The sequence below is a fragment of the Haladaptatus sp. T7 genome, from assembly GCF_026008575.1.
GTDB lineage: Archaea > Halobacteriota > Halobacteria > Halobacteriales > Haladaptataceae > Haladaptatus > Haladaptatus paucihalophilus.
This window is the reverse complement of record NZ_BROP01000003.1, coordinates 491116-509428: the sequence shown is the minus strand read 5'-3', so window position 1 is coordinate 509428 and position 18313 is coordinate 491116. Positions and strand designations below refer to the sequence as shown.

The 18313-nt window shown below is 63.7% G+C and carries 23 protein-coding genes; 12 read left to right on the top strand and 11 right to left on the bottom strand.

From position 1 onward, the window contains the following. The first annotated feature begins 82 nt into the window (after positions 1-82). A complete protein-coding gene (locus OPC11_RS11870; RefSeq protein ID WP_264781987.1) occupies positions 83-1555 on the top strand; it encodes an aldehyde dehydrogenase family protein in 1473 nt (490 codons plus the stop codon). Positions 1556-1862: 307 nt separating this feature from the next. Here the strand turns inward: OPC11_RS11870 and OPC11_RS11865 are convergent, their stop codons facing one another. From OPC11_RS11865 to OPC11_RS11850, 4 genes are all read right to left on the bottom strand, one after another. Then, positions 1863-2357: a hypothetical protein gene (locus OPC11_RS11865; protein WP_264781986.1), complete on the bottom strand. Its 495-nt coding sequence runs from the start codon at positions 2355-2357 to the stop codon at positions 1863-1865. 39 nt (positions 2358-2396) lie between these two features. Beyond that, on the bottom strand, positions 2397-2846 hold the full coding sequence (locus tag OPC11_RS11860; RefSeq protein ID WP_007980160.1) for a DUF6498-containing protein: 450 nt from the start codon (positions 2844-2846) through the stop codon (positions 2397-2399). After that, positions 2843-3193, bottom strand: coding sequence for a DUF6498-containing protein (locus tag OPC11_RS11855; RefSeq protein WP_264781985.1), 351 nt, complete (start codon positions 3191-3193; stop codon positions 2843-2845). The genes OPC11_RS11860 and OPC11_RS11855 overlap by 4 nt, the downstream gene beginning before the upstream one ends. A 68-nt stretch (positions 3194-3261) precedes the next feature. After that, positions 3262-4587, bottom strand: a complete 1326-nt coding sequence (locus OPC11_RS11850) for a metallophosphoesterase (protein ID WP_007980158.1) — start codon at positions 4585-4587, stop codon at positions 3262-3264. A gap of 100 nt (positions 4588-4687) precedes the next feature. Between OPC11_RS11850 and OPC11_RS11845 the strand changes: the two genes are divergently transcribed. From OPC11_RS11845 to OPC11_RS11820, 6 genes are all read left to right on the top strand, one after another. Then, entirely contained in the window at positions 4688-5089 is a 402-nt protein-coding gene (locus tag OPC11_RS11845) for a 30S ribosomal protein S6e (RefSeq protein ID WP_007980157.1), read from the top strand. Between the two features lie 42 nt (positions 5090-5131). Next, positions 5132-5569: a hypothetical protein gene (locus OPC11_RS11840; protein ID WP_007980156.1), complete on the top strand. Its 438-nt coding sequence runs from the start codon at positions 5132-5134 to the stop codon at positions 5567-5569. Further along, the gene (locus OPC11_RS11835; RefSeq protein WP_007980155.1) at positions 5566-5979 is read left to right on the top strand and encodes a DUF5807 family protein; all 414 of its coding nucleotides are present in this window, start codon (positions 5566-5568) and stop codon (positions 5977-5979) included. The genes OPC11_RS11840 and OPC11_RS11835 overlap by 4 nt, the downstream gene beginning before the upstream one ends. 100 nt (positions 5980-6079) lie before the next feature. After that, positions 6080-7507 carry an ATP-binding protein gene (locus OPC11_RS11830; RefSeq protein ID WP_264781984.1) on the top strand — a complete coding sequence of 476 codons (1428 nt, stop codon included), beginning with the start codon at positions 6080-6082 and terminating at the stop codon, positions 7505-7507. Between the two features lie 49 nt (positions 7508-7556). After that, positions 7557-7820 (top strand): hypothetical protein, encoded by a 264-nt coding sequence (locus OPC11_RS11825; RefSeq protein WP_007980152.1) that lies wholly within the window; start codon positions 7557-7559, stop codon positions 7818-7820. Positions 7821-7857: 37 nt separating this feature from the next. After that, a complete protein-coding gene (locus OPC11_RS11820) occupies positions 7858-8778 on the top strand; it encodes a carbohydrate kinase family protein (RefSeq protein WP_264781983.1) in 921 nt (306 codons plus the stop codon). Here the strand turns inward: OPC11_RS11820 and OPC11_RS11815 are convergent. Then, the gene (locus tag OPC11_RS11815; protein WP_264781982.1) at positions 8775-9566 is read right to left on the bottom strand and encodes a BtpA/SgcQ family protein; all 792 of its coding nucleotides are present in this window, start codon (positions 9564-9566) and stop codon (positions 8775-8777) included. The two genes, OPC11_RS11820 and OPC11_RS11815, sit on opposite strands and share 4 nt — an antisense overlap. Before the next feature lie 115 nt (positions 9567-9681). On the opposite strand from OPC11_RS11815, the gene OPC11_RS11810 reads away from it, so the two are divergent. Then, positions 9682-10707: a phosphotransferase gene (locus OPC11_RS11810; protein ID WP_264781981.1), complete on the top strand. Its 1026-nt coding sequence runs from the start codon at positions 9682-9684 to the stop codon at positions 10705-10707. Between the two features lie 40 nt (positions 10708-10747). Here OPC11_RS11810 and OPC11_RS11805 read toward each other — a convergent pair whose 3' ends face one another. The 5 genes from OPC11_RS11805 to OPC11_RS11785 form a co-directional block, all read right to left on the bottom strand. Further along, positions 10748-11887 carry a recombinase RecJ gene (locus OPC11_RS11805; protein WP_264781980.1) on the bottom strand — a complete coding sequence of 380 codons (1140 nt, stop codon included), beginning with the start codon at positions 11885-11887 and terminating at the stop codon, positions 10748-10750. 95 nt (positions 11888-11982) lie between these two features. After that, on the bottom strand, positions 11983-12744 hold the full coding sequence (locus OPC11_RS11800; RefSeq protein ID WP_264781979.1) for a succinylglutamate desuccinylase/aspartoacylase family protein: 762 nt from the start codon (positions 12742-12744) through the stop codon (positions 11983-11985). 189 nt (positions 12745-12933) lie between these two features. Then, entirely contained in the window at positions 12934-13728 is a 795-nt protein-coding gene (locus OPC11_RS11795; protein WP_264781978.1) for an ABC transporter permease, read from the bottom strand. Beyond that, complete coding sequence (locus OPC11_RS11790) at positions 13725-14636, bottom strand: ABC transporter ATP-binding protein (RefSeq protein ID WP_264781977.1); 912 nt, start codon at positions 14634-14636, stop codon at positions 13725-13727. Before OPC11_RS11790 ends, OPC11_RS11795 begins: the two co-directional genes overlap by 4 nt. Positions 14637-14672: 36 nt before the next feature. Beyond that, positions 14673-15107: a universal stress protein gene (locus OPC11_RS11785; RefSeq protein WP_264781976.1), complete on the bottom strand. Its 435-nt coding sequence runs from the start codon at positions 15105-15107 to the stop codon at positions 14673-14675. A gap of 335 nt (positions 15108-15442) precedes the next feature. Between OPC11_RS11785 and OPC11_RS11780 the strand changes: the two genes are divergently transcribed. Both OPC11_RS11780 and OPC11_RS11775 read left to right on the top strand, forming a co-directional pair. Beyond that, positions 15443-15898 (top strand): universal stress protein, encoded by a 456-nt coding sequence (locus OPC11_RS11780; protein ID WP_069449580.1) that lies wholly within the window; start codon positions 15443-15445, stop codon positions 15896-15898. An 87-nt stretch (positions 15899-15985) separates the two neighbouring features. Then, positions 15986-16516 (top strand): hypothetical protein, encoded by a 531-nt coding sequence (locus tag OPC11_RS11775; RefSeq protein WP_264781975.1) that lies wholly within the window; start codon positions 15986-15988, stop codon positions 16514-16516. 2 nt (positions 16517-16518) lie between these two features. Here the strand turns inward: OPC11_RS11775 and OPC11_RS11770 are convergent, their stop codons facing one another. Further along, the gene (locus OPC11_RS11770) at positions 16519-17289 is read right to left on the bottom strand and encodes a DUF5806 family protein (protein WP_264781974.1); all 771 of its coding nucleotides are present in this window, start codon (positions 17287-17289) and stop codon (positions 16519-16521) included. 76 nt (positions 17290-17365) lie between these two features. Between OPC11_RS11770 and OPC11_RS11765 the strand changes: the two genes are divergently transcribed. Together OPC11_RS11765 and OPC11_RS11760 are read left to right on the top strand one after the other, a co-directional pair. Beyond that, complete coding sequence (locus OPC11_RS11765) at positions 17366-17734, top strand: universal stress protein (RefSeq protein ID WP_264781973.1); 369 nt, start codon at positions 17366-17368, stop codon at positions 17732-17734. Beyond that, positions 17731-18258, top strand: a complete 528-nt coding sequence (locus tag OPC11_RS11760) for a GNAT family N-acetyltransferase (RefSeq protein ID WP_007980124.1) — start codon at positions 17731-17733, stop codon at positions 18256-18258. The genes OPC11_RS11765 and OPC11_RS11760 overlap by 4 nt, the downstream gene beginning before the upstream one ends. Positions 18259-18313: the final 55 nt, after the last annotated feature.

The window sequence follows — 18313 nt, the reverse complement described above, 5'->3', positions numbered from 1 at the left end:
TCCGTTCTTCGACCCCGAGTAAAACGCCACACCGCCGCCGGTTCCTGTCCCTTTATCGGGCCGAAGGCCGGAGTTCAGTGTGATGTCGGACAGAGCCTACACCTTGGACGGCGACTGGAACGCCCTCTACATCGACGGCGAATGGATCGACGGCGGTGACCGGGACGAAATCGACGTGACGAACCCGGCGACCCGAGAGCAAATCGCGTCCGTTCCGGCCGCTACCGAGGACGACGTAGACCGCGCCTACGAGGCCGCCGCGGAGGCACAGACCGACTGGGCGGACCAATCGCCGAACGAGCGAATCGGCGTCATCCAGTCCGCGCTCGACTTGCTGGACGAGCACCGGAACGACATTCTCCACTCGCTCGCGGTGGAGTCCGGAAGCGCGAACATGAAAGCGTTCGCGGAGTGGCAGACCGCGCGCGGCATCACCCAGCAGGCCGCCGAGTTCCCCTTCCGCGTCGGCGGCGAAATCAAGGACTCGATGATTCCGGGGAAGGAAAACCACGTCAAGCGAATCCCGATGGGCGTCGTCGGCGTCATCTCGCCGTGGAACTTCCCGTTCAACCTCTCGATGCGCGCCGTCGCGCCCGCGCTGGCGCTCGGCAACGCGGTCGTGCTCAAGCCCGCTTCGCCGACCCCCGTCACCGGCGGCCTGCTCCTCGCCAAAATCTTCGAGGAGGCCGGACTGCCCGAGGGACTGCTCAACGTCGTCCCCGGCAAAGGCTCGGAAATCGGCGACCGCATGGCGTCCCACCCCGAACTCGACGTCATGGCGTTCACCGGTTCGACCGAAGTCGGCAAACACGTCGCCAGCCTCGCGGCGGAGAACCTCGCGCTCCCCGCCATGGAACTCGGCGGGAACAACCCGCACGTCGTCACCGAGGACGCCGACATCGACGCGGCCATCGACTCGGCCGTCTTCGGGTCGTTCCTCCACCAGGGACAGGTCTGTATCTCCATCAACCGCCACCTCGTCCACGAGGACGTGTACGACGAGTACGTCGAGAAACTGACCGAGCGCGCCGAGTCGCTCCCCATCGGCGACCCGACCGACCGCGACAACGTTATCGGTCCCATCATCGACGAGGGCCAGCGCGACCAGATGCTCGACTACATCGAATCGACGGTCGAGGAGGGCGCGACGCTCGAAACCGGCGGTCACCACGACGGTCTGTTCGTCAAGCCGACCGTCCTCTCCGACGCGACCAACGACATGTCCGCGTCGTGCAACGAGACGTTCGGTCCCATCGCGCCGGTCATCCCGTTTGCCTCCGACGAGGAGGCCGTCGAACTCGCCAACGCGACCGAGTACGGCCTCGCCGCCTCGGTCCACGCGGGCGACCTCGGGCGCGCGCAGGACCTCGCCGACGCCATCGACGCCGGGATGGTCCACATCAACGACCAACCCATCAACGAGGAGCCCCACGTCCCGTTCGGCGGCGTGAAAGGCTCCGGAATCGGCCGCTACGACGGTGACGCCATCGTCGAGGAACTCACGCAGGAGAAGTGGATTTCGGTGCAGCGCGACCAGCGACGGTATCCGTTCTAAACCGACCTTTTACGACGGTCACGACCAGGAATGACGACGGCCGTCGTCATTCCTGCTGGTTCCCTGTAAAAGCTCGACCAAAAGCAGCGGAAGACGTTCCTGCTCGCTTATGCTGTGCGGGCATGCGACTTCCCAGCCTTCCTTCACTACGTTCAGGAAGACACTCCTCCCTCACCCCGCTCAGTCGTCGGCCCGCTCGCTTCCGAGGCGCTCCGCGCCTCGCGTCGCTCGCGGTACGATTGCTAGTTCCCTGAAAATACGGCGCGCCTATCGCTCACTTCGTTCGCTCGTAGTAGAACTTACAATTTTAACTCTCTATACGGAGTGCGAATCCCCACCCTGCGTACCCCTCGTTCTCGATTGAAAGCGTTTCTTCGAACCAATATTCTCCCGGTTCGAGGCAGTTTTCTGCCCAGTGGTCCCCCCAGATTTCCGCTCGACAGGAGAGAATATCTCCCGTTTCGACTTCCTTCCGCATGAGACCCAGCGGATGGCCGAAATCGTCGTCTGCGGGAAGATTCGGTTTCCAGCATTCGGGTTCGTCCGCCCGTCGTTCGTACCCGTTGGGGGACGGGAGCAGTACCAGACCGGTTTCGGGCCACGAACACCGGTGGGGCAGTTCGATTGGGACGGTGTTTCCGAACAGGAGTACCGACGCGTCTCCCTCCCACGTCACCCCGATTTCGACGACTGCCGTGGATTCCTCCGTGATATTCGCGGTAATCATCTCGACGGAAACGGTGGCTCTCGGGTCCTCCGGTTGAGCCGTCCGACAGATTTGTACCGTTCTTGCACTGTCCATGTGCCCGACGACTACGGGACCGACCATCAAACGTGGTACCTATTCCGCCAGCGGGTCCTGTGGGGTGAACCAGTTCGCGACACCGCTCGGATTTGGATCGCGGTTCGCTCGAAACCGCGCCCATTCGACGGTAAGTTTGCCGAGAACCAGTACCGTTACGTACAGTATTTCGACGGTGTTATCGGTCAACACTTGCTTCGAAAGCCTTCCAAACACCGCCCAGACCCCGAGGTGGAAGAAAATGCCGACCGCCTGAAGCCCCTGTATGAACACGAACATGAAGAAGATAATTCGACAGGGGATTTCGAGGACCATGTGCGCGGACATCGACTCGTACTTTCGCTCTCTGAAGAACTCGAGCCGAATCTTGAGGAGTTGCGAGACGGCGATAACGAGAACCGACCCGGCCACGGTGGGTAAAATCGACGTCTCGATAGCTGAATCGTAGATGATGAGCGGAACGGCGGAGATACCGATTCCCCAAATCACCGACCGGACGACGACCTGCGTGTTTCGGCGGTATATCGGTGGCAACCACTCCGTGAGACGAACTTCCCCGGGTCGGTTCCCCACTTCGCTTCGTCCAACTCCCGTTTCCTGCTGACGCCCGGTAGAAAGAGCGTTCGTCCTTCCAGTACGATTCTTCGCGAAGCGAAGAGCGCTGCACCACCGTACAGGAGGAGCATGACCACGATTTCGAGCCAGTAGATTACCAGCAGTTCCCGGATTTGCCAGCCGAACGCGACGAACCCGCCGAGCGGAACCAGATTGGCCAGTAACGTCGGGACGAATCCAGCGGCTGCTGACGATTTTCCCGTTCGTCGGGCGAACGTCATCGACTCACACAATATGTCAACAGATACTAGGGTATGCGCTCTCTCGAAGCGTGTCTATTTCGCTTCTGCTACTCCTTCGACGCCGATTCGACCACTTCCTTCTCCGACGCTTCGATGACCGTCCGTTTCGGAACGTCGTTCTCCACCTTCGGCCGACGCGTCAGCAACCGCTGGAGGAGCGTCAGCTCTTTCGGCGCTTCCTTCTCGATGGTGTGGTACTCGACGACGACGTTCCCCTCTTCCTCGCCGATTCGGAAGTAGTTCAGTCGGAACGACGGGTAGTACACCGGCGGGAGGATGCCGATGAGCGTCGAGGTCCGGTGCAGTCGCTTGAGCCACGTCCCGGTGTTGATGATGACCCGCTCGCCGACGTTCGTGAGCGAGACGCGGTGGGTGTGGCCGTAGATGTACGCCACGACGTCGGGATACTCCTCGAACACGTCCTCGGCGGCGGCGACGTAGGGCGCGTCCGACGGTTCCTCGGGTTTCTCTTTCCTGACGAGGCCGAACCGTTCGAGCGTCTTTCGCACGTCGCGGGCGAAGAAGTACAGCGGTATCGATATCACGAGCAGGAGCCCGACGACGACGAGGTTCACGTAGATGACGAACTCCACGACGTCGCCGACGACCCCCAACTGCCGGAGGACGGACGTGGTGAAGTTTGAAACGGCGTGTGACCCGACGACCCCGGACGCTTCGAAGACGAGGACGAGCAGGTAGATGAGGCTGACCTGAAAGAGCAACAGGAACGGCAGCGCGCCGTAGCGGAGGAACGGGTTCATCTCGCGGTAGAAGTAGTTCGACGCCATCCAGTCCGGTATCTCCTCCAACGGCGTGAGCGACTGGATGTCCTTGAGCCAGTTGTACTTCCCCCGCCCCGAGAGCTGTCCGGCCTTTCCGGTGATGTGGCGGTTGACGAAGTAGCCGAGCGGATTGGCGCGCGGGTTGCCGAACTCCGGCATTCGGTTGTGCGCGTCCTCCTGCATGCCGTGTTCGATCCAAATCTTCTTCCCGGCGACGCGTCTGGTCAGCGAGAGCGTCGGGTCGAGGGTGACGTTGTACTCGGCCAGTCGCTCCTCGTACTCGGGATATCCTGCCAGTTCCGCGTCGTGATTGCCGGGGATGAGCGTGATGCGAACGTTTTCGCCCGTCTTCCGGAACTGCTCGAACAGTTTCGGATGGTGTTCGACGAGCAGGTCGAACTTCGTCATGCCCGCCGACTGGGTGAACTCCCAGAGGCCGAACGCGTCGCCGAGGATTATCAGCTCGGCGTCCTCGTCCGTCGTTTCGAGCGTCCGTAGGAACTCGACGAACTCGTCTTCGAACTCACACTCCTGCAACTGCTCGTCGCCCCCGACGTGAAGGTCGCTGACGAAGTAATATGCGTCTGTCATCCTCCCCCGCCTCCGAAACACGACCGGATTGCGGAAAGCGGTTTCGTCCGGGAGAGTGGGTTTCGATGTCCTTTTAGGGAGGGACCGATATTCGTTCCGTATGGCAAACTTTCAGGTCGTCGTTGCTGACCCCGATTCCGGGGCGGCCTATCAGCGCGAAGTAGACGGACAGGACGCGAACCGATTCCTCGGCAAGTCCATCGGCGAGGACGTCGACGGCAGTGCCGTCGGTCTCGACGGGTATTCCGTCGAAATCACCGGTGGATCGGACAACGCCGGTCGCCCGATGCGCGACGACGTCGCCGGTCCGAACCTCAAGGACGTGCTCCTCGAAGGCGGTACGGGCTACAACCCCGAGCGAGACGGCGAGCGACGACGCATCTCGGTCCGCGGCAAGGAAGTCAGCGAGGAAGTCGCACAGCTCAACGTCCGTATCTCCGAGTACGGCGACGAATCCGTCGAGTCCCTCTACGGCGAGGGCGACGAGGAAGACGACGAGTAACGCGGCGGAACACTCAAACATTTACACCATCTTTTCACGACTATGACGCAACGGGTTTCTAGTGATACGACTGAAACCGTCAGGGCGACACTGGCGCAGGCGGGTGCGACGAACCGTGCGAACATCGAGATTCCTGCGGACGACGAGGATTCCTTTCCGGCGGACGAACTCGTCCGCGTCGTCATGGACGACACGGAGTATCGCGCCCGAATCGAACGGCCGCTGACCGGCGACGGCCGCCTCATCCGAGGGGTGTACGACACGCCGCGACTCGCGCGGAATCCGGGCGAGGGTGAGAACCGCCTCTCCGAGTGGTTCGCCGACAGCAACCGCTCGTTCGGCCAGTCGGTTCTCATCGACGTCGTTGAAGAGGGGTTCAAATACGGCATCCGCGAACCCGGTTCGCGGGCCGTCTACGAGGCGACGGAAGCGCCGACCGAGAGTCTCGCCGACATCGCACGGCAGGTTGACGACGAATGAGTGCCCGCGACGAGTTCCTCGCCGGTGAGCGTCCCGACGACGTTGCGCTCTTTCTCGCCGATTCGTTCGTGTCGGGGGACAAACTCGCCGACTACGGCGAATCGGTTCCGGGCGGTGTGCTGTTGGTCGTTCCGGGCGAGACCGGACGAAACGTGTTCAAGAAGGCGACCGGGATGGACGCGATGAGCTTTGCGAAGGAGGCGATGGGGACCGAGGGAACCGTCGCGGCGGACCTCGCGGGCGCTGACTGTCCGGAGGGGGACCACGACGTGGAGTTCGTCTTCGCGTTCGCCGAGGAGCAAAACGAGGAGGTCGGCGGCCTGTACGCCGAGGGCGACGTCATTCACGCGTACGCCTACTGTTCCTGTGGCACCTCGTTTTCCCACAAGTGGGTCGCTGGCGAGCGGTAGCCCGGAAATTCGGCAGGGTCGGCATTCGGCTTCGGGCGTCCGTCTCCGCACCTAATTAGTTAAATATATGCCTTCTTCCCCTCTCGATAGTGAAAACTGCATGGCGAATGTAGACCCGGTTTCTATCGGTCACGATTTTCCCGCTGCATTCCGTGTGCTCCACGTCGATACCGACGAGGATTTCCTTCGACTCGCCCGGGAGACGTTGGAACGCGAGGACGATATCGAGGACGTCATCGGCGTGACGAACGCCGACGACGCCGTCGAGTGGCTCTTCGAGCGTGACGTCGATATCGACTGTCTCGTCACCGAGTACGAACTCCGAGACGGTTCGGGGTTGGAACTGCTCGAAACCGTGCGCGAGCGCCGTCCGTACTTCCCGTTCATCGTTTTCACCGGGACGGGGAGCGAGGATGTCGCAAGCCACGCCATCTCGGCTGGCGCGACGAACTATCTCCAGAAGGGAACGTCCGGTGCGCGCTTCGTTACTCTGGCGTCTCAAATCACGCAAGCGGTGTCACACCGCCACGTGGAAAAACAGGTTCATCGAGGCTTTCGAGCCATCGACACGACCCGTGAGGGAATCGCGTTGCTCACGGACGACTTCCGGTTCAACTACGTCAACGACGCCTACGCCAACCTGTTCGAGTACGACGCGGAGACGCTCATCGGTCGAAACTGGGCGACGACGCTCACGGACGACGCCGTGGCCACCCTCTCGTCGGAGGTCGTCTCGACGGTCGATGCCGCCGGGGAGTGGAGCGGCGAAATCACGGGCGAACGAAAGGACGGACGAACGCTCGCGCTGACGCTCACGATTTCCGCCGCCCCGGACGACGAGTACGTGTGTGCGGTTCGGGACGTTACCGAACGGAAGGAACGCGAAAAGGCGCTCGTAAGGGAGAACGAGCGTCTCGACGAGTTCGCGAGTCAGGTCTCACACGACCTTCGCGGGCCGCTCAGCATCGTCTACGGGTATCTCGACCTCGCCCGAAAAACGGGCGAGTCGGAGCACTTCGACGAAATCGAGCGAGCCGCGGACCGAATCGAGACCATCATCTCCGACCTCCTCGAAATCGCCCGCGAGGGGCAAAAGACGTTGAAGCTCGAAACGGTCGTCCTCGACGAGTTCGCCGCCGACGTGTGGGACGGCATCGAAAGCGAGTCCGCGACCGTCGATACCGGCCCCGCCGACGGACGACTCCTCGCCGACCGCGACCGCCTGACGGAACTGTTCGCGAACCTGTTTCGGAACGCGGTCGAACACGGCGGCGACGACGTTACCGTCCGCGTCGGCTCGACGTGCGACGGGTTTTACGTCGCGGACGACGGTCACGGAATCCCGGACGAACACCGAAAACAGGTGCTACAGTCCGGCTACTCGACCGAAGAGGCGGGGACCGGTCTCGGGTTGAGCATCGTGCAGCAGATAGCCGATTCGCACGGCTGGTCCCTTTCCATCGACGAGAGCGACGCCGGTGGCGCTCGGTTTTCGTTCACCGGCGTCGAGCGTCCCGACGCGTCGTGACCCGCATTCTCGCCGACATCGCTTTGCCCGTCCCGAGCGATTTTCGGGTATGGAAGAGCGTGTGCCCATCGCGGATTGGGGGGAAATCGAAACCAACCTTCGCCGGTTCGCACCGGACGTGGACGACCACGGGCCGAAACTCGTCGCGCGGATGGGCGTCGCCCGGTTCACCGTCGCGCGGGACGGCCACGTGACGGCCGGAATGCCGCTCCACGAGTTCGACGGACGGGCCGATTCGGTCGTCTTCGACCACGACGCGGGCGTGATTCGAATCGAGCGGGCGGGGCTGACCTACGTGTTCCGCAGGCCGTAGCGCAACCGACTTCCCGCCCCGCCGCAACCACCCGACAATGGCATTCGACGCGGTGACGGTCGGGAGCGCGCTGGTGGACCACGTGTACTCGCTGTCGAACCTCCCGGAACCCGACGGCGGGGCGTTCGTCCGCGACGAATCACGGTCCGCCGGTGGGGTCGCGGCCAATGTCGCCACCGCCCTCACGCGACTCGGACGCGAAACCGGCGTCGTCGCGCGCGTCGGCGACGACGAGGACGGTTCGTTCGTCGAAACTGACCTCGAAAACCGCGGCATCGACGCGACCCGGGTCCGCCGCGGCGACGAGGACTCCTCGTACTGTCTCATCCTCCGCGACCCCGACGGCGAGCGCATGATAATCGCGGGCGGCGATGCGGTTCCCGCCCTCCGATTGACCGACGCCGACCTCGAGTATCTTCGCAGAGCGCGGGTCGTCTTCACCAGCGCCTACGCGCCCGACGAGGCCGTTTCCCGCCTCGTCTCCGCACGCCGAAACGACGACCTGCCACCGCTCGCCTTCGACCTCGCCGGGCCGCTCTCGGAACTCGACGGTCGGGGCGTCACCCGCGAGACGTTGGACGAGGCGCTTTCCGTCTTCGACCTGCTGGTTACGAGCGAGGTGCCGGTCCGCTCGTACCTCGGCGTCGCTCCGCGCGAAGCGGTCGAGGAGTTCCGCGCCCGCGGCGTCGAGCGCGGCGCAGTCACCCGAGGACGGGACGGCGCACTCCTGTTCGACGATTCCGGCGTCACCGAGATTCCGGCCTTCGACGTGCCCGTCGCCGACACGACCGGCGCGGGCGACGCCCACACCGCCGGACTGATTCACCGGTGGCTCCTCGGCGAGCGGAGCGCGGAGGAGGCGGGTGAGTTCGCGGCCGCCGTGGCGGCGCTCAACTGCGGTGCGGAGGGTGCGAGGGGCGGATTCCCGACCGAAGAGGACGTTTTGGACTTTCTCTAACGCCGCGAGAGCAGCGCTTCGACCTTCGATTCGTCCACGCGGTTCGTCGTCTCGCCGCCCTCCTTGAGCGCCGTCCCGACGATTGCGCCGTCCGCGACGTCGAGGAGGTCGCGCACGTTCTCGGCCGTCGTGCCGCTCCCGAGGAGGACCGGCGCGTCCGACCCGAGTTCGTCCCGGCAGGAAACGACCGACTCCAGCATGTCGGTATCGACTTCGTGGCCCGTTCCGACGCCGCTCACGACCACGCCGTCCGCGCGGCCGCGGCCGAGGGTTTCGTCCACCAGTTCGGTCACGGGCCGGTCGGCCAGCGGCGCGGAGTGTTTCACGTCCACGTCGGCGAGAATCTTCACGTCGGAGTCGAGTTCGTCGCGGAGGCGGAGCGTCTCGTACGCTCGCCCCTCGACGACGCCTTGGTCGGTCAGGCGCGCGCCGGTGTGGACGTTCACGCGGACGAACTGGGCGTCGGCGGCCGTCGCAATCGAGAGGGCCGCCTCGGCGTCGTTCCGGAGGACGTTCACGCCGATTGGGCAGTCAACGGCCTGCCGGAGTTCGGTCACGACGCGGGTCATCGAGGCGACGACGTGTTTCGGCACGTCGTCGGGGTAGAACGGCGAGTCGCCGAAGTTCTCCACCATGATGGCGTCCACGCCGCCGGATTCGAGCGCGTGAGCGTCGGTGAGCGCGCGGGTCCGGAGGGCGTCGAAGTTCCCGTCGAAACCGGGTGACCCCGGAAGGGCGGACAGGTGAACCATGCCGACGATTGCGTCGTCAGTCTCGAAAATGCTCATACCGGGGCCTCGTCGCGCCCCGGATTAAACGAACCGAGTCGGTCGGCTTGCTGTTGGCGACTCGACACCACAAGGTTTCTACCGCCGTGGCCGCGAGTCACCGACGGTCGAAGCTATGACGGATACGACTCTGCAGACCGAGCGCGTGCCGCGATTGGTGCAGGAAATCCTCGGAGAACGGTCGGTCACGGACGTGATACCGGCCGACGAGGGGACCGACGACGTGTTCTTCGTCACCGTCGAGATGCCGGACGGAGACCGGAGTTGCGTGTTGAAATCCCGCTCGTTCGTGGACCCGCCGTCGTTTCGGGTGGAACCCAGAATTCTCGACTTCGTGAATCGTCGAACGGGGATTCCGGTACCGAACGTCCTCGGGTACGTCGACGAGCACGACGACCTGTCCGCACCTTTCTTCCTGATGGAGCGGGCATCCGGCGAGGCGGTTTCCGGTCCGACGTCGCTGACCGACGACGCCCTCTCTCGCACCGCGCGCGACGCCGGGCGACACCTCGGCGAACTTCACGCCGCCGCCACGTTCGACGGCTACGGATGGCTTCGGGCGGGGATGGACGCCGACGCCGAACCGAGCGTGGGCGACCTCTCGCTCGCCGACCTCGAACCCGACTGGCCCGCACGGGTTCGTTCCTACGCCGAGGCGAACCTCTCGCGTATCGAGGAGTCGGAACGATTCGCGGACCTGACCGACGACCTGCGCGTCGGTCTGGATGGCCATCTCGAAGCCGTTCCCGAGACCCCCGAACCGGTGCTCCTCCACGACGACTACCGCTTCGGGAACCTCCTCGTCGATTCGGAGACGGGTGCCGTTCGGACGGTCCTCGATTGGGGGAACCAGTTCACCGGCCACCACGAGTTCGACCTCGCGACGACGGAGCACTACCTGTGCGGTCGGCGTCCGCTCGACGCCGACCGCCGGGCAATCGTCCACGACGCGCTGTTGGACGGCTATGCGGAGACCAATGAACTGACCCGCGATGACGCGTTTCGTCGGCGACAGCGGGCCTATCGCTTCGTCGCGCAACTGTCCGCGCTCGCGTGGTTCGACCTGTGGTATCGCGGAAGCGACGACCCCGAAAAAGACGCGACGCGTCAGAAAGAACTCGCGCTGTCGTTGCTTCCCTGAACGCGGTTCGACTCCTTCCGTCGAACGGAGCGCGGAGCGTTTATTCGTCCGCTTCGTCCGTCTCGCTCTCTTCGTCCGTCTCGCCCGCTTCGAACTCCTCCGCCGCCTCGTCGTCTGCGTGTTTCAGGTTCCAGAACGCCTCCAGAATCACTCGTTTCGTCACCGCACCCTGTGTCGTCCAGTGGTGAGCGTAGTCGAGCATGTCGTCGTAGATGCTCGGCTTGCACCCCGCCGCCTTCGGGTGGCCGCCGCCGTTGACCTGTCGGGCGACCTCGTGGCAGCGCTCGAACTCGTCGGTCCCGCGGATGCTCGCGCTCCCGGCGGGTTTGACGACGACCGAGGCGTCCGCGCCTCGCTCGCGCATCGCTTCGGCGACTTCGTTCTGCGAACAGCGACCGTAGGTGACGCCCACCGTCCAGTCTCCGATCTGTTTCATATCGGCGCGCTCGACCGCCCGCTCGATGAGCGCCTCCTTCTCGACGCGCCGTTCCGCGAGGAACTCCTCGACGTCTTCCGGGAGGTCCGCGCCGTGCGTCTGGATGACCTCCATGTACTCCTCGGGTTCCGCCCAGTAGGAGTAGTCCGCGAGGTCGTCGCTCCGCGGGTCGTTCCGGAGCCACAGGTCGTGGTCTCGCGTGACTTCCGCGAGTTCGACGAGGTAGTCCGGGAAGTCGTAGTCGAGCGACCGGGCAACCACGTCGGCAGTGCACTCCTCGTCCGATTCGCCGATGACGAGTTCGATGCCGAGGGCTCGAATCGCGTCGGCCACCGCGTCGTCCCACTGGTGGTGGTCGAACCAGAACACTTCGTCCGCCTCCTCGACCAGCGTTTCGAGTTCCCGTGCGACCGGTTCGTAGGCGTCGGGACAGAGGTCACAGATGAACACGGTCGCGCCGGGTTCGCTGTACGCAACGACTCGTTCGAGCGCGTCCGCGAGGTCGTGCGGTCCCGCGTCGATGAGCGCCGTCTCGCCGTACGCCTCGCGGACGAGTGCCGTCGCGGCCAACCCGTCGGCGTCCGGGTCGGCGACGACCGCCCGCTCCGCTCCCGTCAGTTCTTCTTTCGCTTCCTGTTCTTCTTGTTGTGCTTCGAGCGAATCTGGAAAGAAAAATCCCTCGCCCGGGAGAAGGGATTTCCGTTCGAGCGAGAGGTTCTCGTCGTCGATGACCCAATCTTTCATACTCCCACTCCGACCCCCGACGCAAAGAGTTCCCGGTTATGGGTCCCGATAGTTAGTCGTCCGACCGGTCGGATTCTCAACCGTTTTCGGGTCGGCTACTCGTACGTCCGGTCGATTCCGTTTCGGCGGAGGAGGTGACGAACCATGTTCAGGGTCCAGTTGACCCGCGTGTGGAGGTCCGTCCCGTACCGCGTCGTATCGAGGAGGTAGCCCGGAATTCCCATGTCCGCACTGACTTTGTGCATCAACACCGGCTTCGACCCGTCGAGGACCTCCCCCATCTTGAACTCGTAATACTCCGGGAGCGAGTCCGAGAGGTGATATCGGTTCATGTACGTCGCGGTTTTCGTCGCGTCGCGGTCCGCACCCTCCGCGAGCGTCGGATAGACGGCCTGTCCGTCACCGTCCGGCCCTTCGGCCTCGCGGTAAATCCCCTTCGAACTGTGGAGCGTCAACACCGTCTTCGGGTCGTGGTAGTCGATAGTCTCCCACAGTGTGCGAGCGAGCGCCGACGTCGGTTCGTGGTTCGAGGGGAACTTCCAATTCAGGTTCCCGTCGTCGTTCGAGTACGTTCCCCGCTCGATGGCGACCGGATTCGCGCGCGGAATCACGATGAGTTTCCCCTTGTCTATCGACCACGACGTGATCGCATCCGCGGCGCGGTACCCAGCCTCCTCGTTTCCGTGGATGCCGCCGACGACGACGGCCGTCGGTCCGGGTTCTCCGGAGTTCGTGATGTACACCTCCGTTTCGTCCTCCGTCCCCCGTCGAATTCGATAGGACGACCGCTCTTCCGTCGCCGCCGCACCGATTCCGGACGCCGCCGTCGCCGCCGCGAGAACGCTCCCCGACTTCAAGAGAAATCCTCTCCGCGAACTGCCACCGGTAGACACTACTCGTTTCGATTTTGAACGCTGGCTGTCAACCATCTCAAAATAACACGACACATCGACTATTATTATGGATTTCTAACGAAAGAATATATATTAATACAAACAGACAACAGATTTCCAGCGCGACTGGAATCGTCCCCTCGACCGAGGGACTCAGATGTCCACCGAACTGAACCGCCGGTAGCCGAGCACCACCGGAATCACGGCCCACGCGACGAGGACGAGGAGGGCGAACCACCCGGTGTGGTAGAACGTGCTCCCGGCGTTTCCGTGCACCAAGGTGTCCATCCCGGTCGAGTAGGCCTTGACGGGACTGAGGCTGTCGATGACGTTCGCCCACACGGGCGGTGCGCCCCTCGGACTCGAAAACCCGTTGAGGACGTACCGAATCACGAGCGGAACCGACGACCAACCGAGAAACGTCAGCAGAAAGAAGCCGACGCTCGTCGCCATCGCCCGATTGCTCGTCGGCGAGGCGGCGGAGAGACAGACCGCCGAACTCGTGTACGCCGCCGTGAGCAGGAACACGAGGGCGAGGAACGCGACGTACTCCACGACCGGCAGCGACCCGCCGAATGCGAGGAATATCACCGTCGCGGCGAACACGCCGACGAACGTGGCCGTTCCGACCACCGCGGCCCGTCCGACCGCTTTGCCCGCGATTACGTCCCGGCGGGTGTACGGAAGCGCGAGCAGGAGTTTCAGGCTCCCGAGTTCGCGCTCCGCGGCTATCGCGCCGTAACTCATCATCAACCCCGCCAGCGGCGCGAAGAAGACCAGTATTCCCATCTGTCCGAAGAAGTCCACCGTGCCGGGGTTCCGTGCATGGCTCATTCCGAGATACATCGGCACGGCGAGGAAGAGAACGAACCCGACGGCCGCGGTCCCGAGCGACCACTTCCGATGGGCGTCGAGGAAGTCCTTTTTCGCCATGACGCGCCAGTTCATGCCGGAACCTCCGTCGTGTACGTCGTGAACAGCTCTTCGAGCGACGCCTCCTCTGTGTCGAAGTCCAGAACGGTGTCGCCCGCCGACTCGATGGCGTCGAGGGCGCGCTTTTTCGCCCGGTCGGTACAGGCCACTACGAGCGTCGTCCCGTCGGCCGAGACGTGACCGACGCCCTCGACGGCGCGCACCCGGTCGAGCGTCCCCGACGAGAGGCGGTCCACCTCGACGGTCAACGAGGCACCGCTCCCGACCGTTCGGCGGAGTCCGTCGATGGAATCCACCGTGACCAACTCCCCGGCGTCGAGGATTCCAACGCGGTCACAGACGGCTTCGACCTGCTCTAAGATGTGACTGGAGAAGAACACGGTCGTCCCGCGGTCGCGCTCCTCCCGGATGATTTCGCGCATCGCCAGCGCGCCGTTCGGGTCGAGGCCGGTCGTCGGTTCGTCGAGGATGAGCAGGTCCGGGTCGCCGACGAGCGCCATGCCGAGGATGAGTCGCTGGGCCATCCCCTTCGAGAACCCCTCGACCCGTCGGTCGGCCGCTTCCGGGATGCCGACTCGCTGAAGGATTCGCATCGGGTCGTCGTCCACGCCGCGGGTTTCGATGACGAATTCGAGATGCTGGCGCGCGCTGAGGTGGTCGTAGGCGTGGTACGCGTCGGGGAGGACGCCGATTCGCTCGTGGACGCGGCGGGTGTCACGCTGGGCGTCGTGGCCGAACACGGTGACGGTCCCGCTCGTCGGTCGCACGTAATCGAGAATCATGTCGATGGTGGTCGATTTCCCCGCGCCGTTGGGTCCGAGGAAACCGAACACTTCCCCCTCTTTGATTTGGAGGTTCAGGTTGCGGAGGGCGACGACGTTCCCGAAGCGCTTGGAAACGTCGGTCAATTCGATGGCGGTCATGCCGCGAACATCGTAATCACCTGATATATGCTTTTATCACGCTTCGCTGGGGTCGAGTTGCCGAACCGTCAGCACGGGCGTCGGACAGGTCCGAACGACGCGCTCCGCGACGCTCCCGATGAGGAATCGGTTTTCGCCGTGTCGTCCCCGCGTCCCCGTGGCAACCATGTCCGCGTCGTGCTCGCGGGCGTACTCCCCGATTTCGGCGGCCGGGTCACCCTCCCTGACCGCTGTGGTGACGTTCCCGCCGTTGCGTTCGCTGACCGATTCGAGTGCCTTCTCGCCTTGCGATTCGAGCGCGTCCTGGAACTCCTCGCGGAGCGTTTCGGGAGAGGACTCGACCTCGCCCGCATCCACGACGTAGAGGGCGTGAACGTCGGCGTCGAATCGGCGCGCGAGGTCGAGCGCGACCGTCACTGCTCGTTCGACGCTCTCGGAGCCATCGGTGGCGATGACGACGGTATCTATCATCGTTTTTCCATCCTCCCTCATCGTTCTTAAAGACTGAGTGGCTAAATTGCGTCAATCCAAACTGCTAAGGTGCATGGTGCGTGTTATCAGGACGCCCGACGGGGCAAGGTTGCACTCAAACCGCAATCCCATCCGATTGCGGTTTGTTCATGGACTCTATTCTACGCCGCAGCGACGTCCGTACGGTTCCCCCACGGTAGTCGAAGACGACCCTGTGGTAGTCGAAAAGGATCCCGCCGCAGTCGAAGCGGAATCCGCCGCAGTCGAAAACGACACCGACGGCGAGCGGCCGCCACGGGAGAAGGTTTTTGCCTCGTCTACGCGCAGCCACGGGTATGACCGAGTCGCCAGTCGAAGTGAATACGGTACTCGTTCCGGTGGACGGAAGCGACGAATCGGTGCGGGCCATCGAGTACGCGGTTTCCATCGCGGAGCGGTACGACGCCGCCGTTCACGCGCTCTACGTCTTCGGTGAAGAGGTATCCCGAGCCATCGAAACGGGCGCTATCGAGGAGGACGACATCATCGACGAAACCGAGTCGTTCATCGACAGCGCCCGCGCGGTCGCGGCGGAGTCGGACATCGAACTCCGCAGTTCCATCGCCTACGGGTTCTCGACGCGGCGAAAGCTCCAACATCCGGGAAGCGCCGTCCTCGACTGCGCCGACGAGATAGACGCCGACTTCATCGTCATCCCGCGGGAACCGCTCTCGGGCGAACCCGGCGAAGTGTTGGAGAAAGCCGCGGAGTACGTGCTCCTCTACGCCAGCCAACCCGTCCTCTCGATCTGATTTTCGCCTCGTTGGGTTCGAGCGTTCGTCGTTCCCGTGAACCGCGATGACACAACGTTTTTACGCGAAAAACCCGCCCATCGGTGTATGGACGGTTCGACGCCGAACGCCACGGCGCACTCACGGGCGATGCCACATTGGGAGTCCGTCATCGCGGATATGGAAGCGACGACGGCGGAGTACGACGACGACGGGTGGGAAACCATGGAACTCCACCCCGGCGACGTCACGCCGCTCTGGAGCGACGAGGACGGCGAGTTCGGACTGGACGTTCTCGTCCCCGACAACGAGTTCGAGGCGCTGGAGGAATTGATGGATGGCGGCGTCTCGTTCGACGCCTTCGAAGCCTACCGCGCGCTCGCCGACGGACTCGTCTTCGCCGTCATCGTCATGGAGGACCGCGAGGACGAAACGGCGGTTCTCTACCCGGTGTACTACGACGTGCAGGGCGCAGAGGAGATGCTGGCCGACGCGATGGACGCGGGAAAGATGTACTCGTTCGTCCGAACGCTGAGCGAGGACCGCATCAGGTTCACCCACGACGACCCCTCGCTGTTCCAACCGCCCGAAGAACCAGAGACCGAAGACGCGGAGTCCGCCGAAGAAACCGACGAGTAACCCTACTTTTCGCCGCCGATTTCGTGCCCGCAGTGTGGGCACTCCATCTCGTCGTGGCGCAACTCCTCGCTGGATTCGCGGACTTCGCGCATGACGCTCGAAATCTTGTCCTCGGCTGCGAGTTCCTCCGCCACCGCGAGGTCCACGCCCTCGACTTCGAGCAGAAACTTCGCCACCTCGGTCACCTCGTACATCACGTCGTCCAACTCCTCGGCGGTGAAGAAGCCGGACATCGCGCCGTAGAGGAACGTCGCTCCCGCTTTCCGTATCTTCTCTTCGAACGCCGACCGCGCTTGATTCACCGCCTGCGGGGTGTACGTGTCGGTCATGAACGGGACCAAGTAGGGAAGGTTGTTCCCGATTTTGGTCATCTCCACGCCGGTTTCGGTTCGGAAGTCGGCACAGAGGCGCGCGATGGCCCACTCGCGGGCGGTGATGTAGGTTCGGTCGCGGAGGAACTCGTTGACTCGGTCGTACTCCGCCCCATCCATCTTCTTGAACCGCGCGTACTTCTGCACCTCCGGCGGGATGTCCGGGGTCGAACCCGTCCCGTCCTCTCCCGTCGCGCCGTCGTCCGCCGGTTCGCTGGCGGCGTCCGTCGCTGCTTTGTCGGTACCGACCGCATCTGTCGCTGTTTTGTCGGTACCGGCCGCATCCGTCGCCGCTTCGTCGGCCAACTGCTGTGAAACCCCTTCGTTCGTCTCGCGGGGCTGTTCTTCGTCTCCGTATTCGTCTTCGGCCTCCGGTGCGGGCGGGGAGGGGTCGTTCGACATATCCCGTCGTTACCGAGCGGGGTGCAAAAGCGTATCGCACCCAACTGTTTTGATACCCGGCGGAAATGGAGGTAGTATGAAGGTCTTATTGGGAACTGGCGGGAGCGACGACTCCCTCACCGCGCTCGAACGGACGGTATCGCGCGCGGTCGCGGCCGGCGATGAACTGACGGTCGCCATCCTCGACAATCCACAGAGCGACCGCTCGAAGGACGAAATCCGCGAGAAAGCGAACGCGGTGCTGGACGATTCCGAGCTGGAGGCGTCCGTTCGGGACGTTTCGGGAGACCCCGGAAGTCGCCTGCTCGACATCGCGGAGAGCGAGGGGTTCGACCAGATAGTCCTCGGCGGCGGCCAGCGCAGTCCCATGGGGAAGATTCGACTGGGCCACATCGCCGAGTTCGTCCTGCTGAACTCCCACGTTTCGGTGAAACTGGTACGATGAACGACGACCGACGCTTCCCCGACGACCCCGCTGGCCCCTTCCCGGAGCCGCCGCAGACGTTCACCGACCGCGAGGGACGCGACATCGAAATCCGGCCCTTCGAGGAGAGCGACACGGAACCGCTCGTCTCGATGTACGTCGATTTCGACCCGGCCGACCGCGCACAGGGAATTCCACCGGCCACGGAATACCGGGTGCGCGACTGGGTGGAAACCCTGACCGGGGGGGACGGCCTGAACGTCATCGCGTGGAACGACGACGACGTTGCGGGCCACGCGACCCTCGTCCCCGACGGTAACTCGTCGTACGAACTGGCCATCTTCGTTCATCAGGATTACCAGCGCGCGGGTATCGGTTCGCACCTCATCCGCACGCTCCTCGGCTACGGGCGAGCGCAGGACATCGACAAAGTGTGGCTGACGGTGGAGCGATGGAACCGCGCCGCCGTCAACCTCTACCGGAACGTCGGGTTCGAAACCGCCGACGCCGAGAGCTTCGAGTTGGAGATGGTTCTCCGACTGTAACGGTTCTTTTCGTTCGCGTGTCGTATGCTACACTCAACCGAACGGCTTTTCCTCA

Bases quoted from the DNA above. Each gene is read 5' to 3' on its own strand.
- OPC11_RS11780 (WP_069449580.1), top strand. From the start codon at position 15,443: ATGACCGAGTCGCCAGTCGAAGTGAATACGGTACTCGTTCCGGTGGAC.
- OPC11_RS11845 (WP_007980157.1), top strand. From the start codon at position 4,688: ATGGCAAACTTTCAGGTCGTCGTTGCTGACCCCGATTCCGGGGCGGCC.
- OPC11_RS11840 (WP_007980156.1), top strand. From the start codon at position 5,132: ATGACGCAACGGGTTTCTAGTGATACGACTGAAACCGTCAGGGCGACA.
- OPC11_RS11765 (WP_264781973.1), top strand. From the start codon at position 17,366: ATGAAGGTCTTATTGGGAACTGGCGGGAGCGACGACTCCCTCACCGCG.
- OPC11_RS11760 (WP_007980124.1), top strand. From the start codon at position 17,731: ATGAACGACGACCGACGCTTCCCCGACGACCCCGCTGGCCCCTTCCCG.
- OPC11_RS11870 (WP_264781987.1), top strand. From the start codon at position 83: ATGTCGGACAGAGCCTACACCTTGGACGGCGACTGGAACGCCCTCTAC.
- OPC11_RS11785 (WP_264781976.1), bottom strand. From the start codon at position 15,107: ATGATAGATACCGTCGTCATCGCCACCGATGGCTCCGAGAGCGTCGAA.
- OPC11_RS11790 (WP_264781977.1), bottom strand. From the start codon at position 14,636: ATGACCGCCATCGAATTGACCGACGTTTCCAAGCGCTTCGGGAACGTC.
- OPC11_RS11770 (WP_264781974.1), bottom strand. From the start codon at position 17,289: ATGTCGAACGACCCCTCCCCGCCCGCACCGGAGGCCGAAGACGAATAC.
- OPC11_RS11810 (WP_264781981.1), top strand. From the start codon at position 9,682: ATGACGGATACGACTCTGCAGACCGAGCGCGTGCCGCGATTGGTGCAG.
- OPC11_RS11795 (WP_264781978.1), bottom strand. From the start codon at position 13,728: ATGAACTGGCGCGTCATGGCGAAAAAGGACTTCCTCGACGCCCATCGG.
- OPC11_RS11855 (WP_264781985.1), bottom strand. From the start codon at position 3,193: ATGACGTTCGCCCGACGAACGGGAAAATCGTCAGCAGCCGCTGGATTC.
- OPC11_RS11775 (WP_264781975.1), top strand. From the start codon at position 15,986: ATGGACGGTTCGACGCCGAACGCCACGGCGCACTCACGGGCGATGCCA.
- OPC11_RS11820 (WP_264781983.1), top strand. From the start codon at position 7,858: ATGGCATTCGACGCGGTGACGGTCGGGAGCGCGCTGGTGGACCACGTG.
- OPC11_RS11850 (WP_007980158.1), bottom strand. From the start codon at position 4,587: ATGACAGACGCATATTACTTCGTCAGCGACCTTCACGTCGGGGGCGAC.
- OPC11_RS11865 (WP_264781986.1), bottom strand. From the start codon at position 2,357: ATGGACAGTGCAAGAACGGTACAAATCTGTCGGACGGCTCAACCGGAG.
- OPC11_RS11805 (WP_264781980.1), bottom strand. From the start codon at position 11,887: ATGAAAGATTGGGTCATCGACGACGAGAACCTCTCGCTCGAACGGAAA.
- OPC11_RS11815 (WP_264781982.1), bottom strand. From the start codon at position 9,566: ATGAGCATTTTCGAGACTGACGACGCAATCGTCGGCATGGTTCACCTG.
- OPC11_RS11825 (WP_007980152.1), top strand. From the start codon at position 7,557: ATGGAAGAGCGTGTGCCCATCGCGGATTGGGGGGAAATCGAAACCAAC.
- OPC11_RS11835 (WP_007980155.1), top strand. From the start codon at position 5,566: ATGAGTGCCCGCGACGAGTTCCTCGCCGGTGAGCGTCCCGACGACGTT.
- OPC11_RS11830 (WP_264781984.1), top strand. From the start codon at position 6,080: ATGGCGAATGTAGACCCGGTTTCTATCGGTCACGATTTTCCCGCTGCA.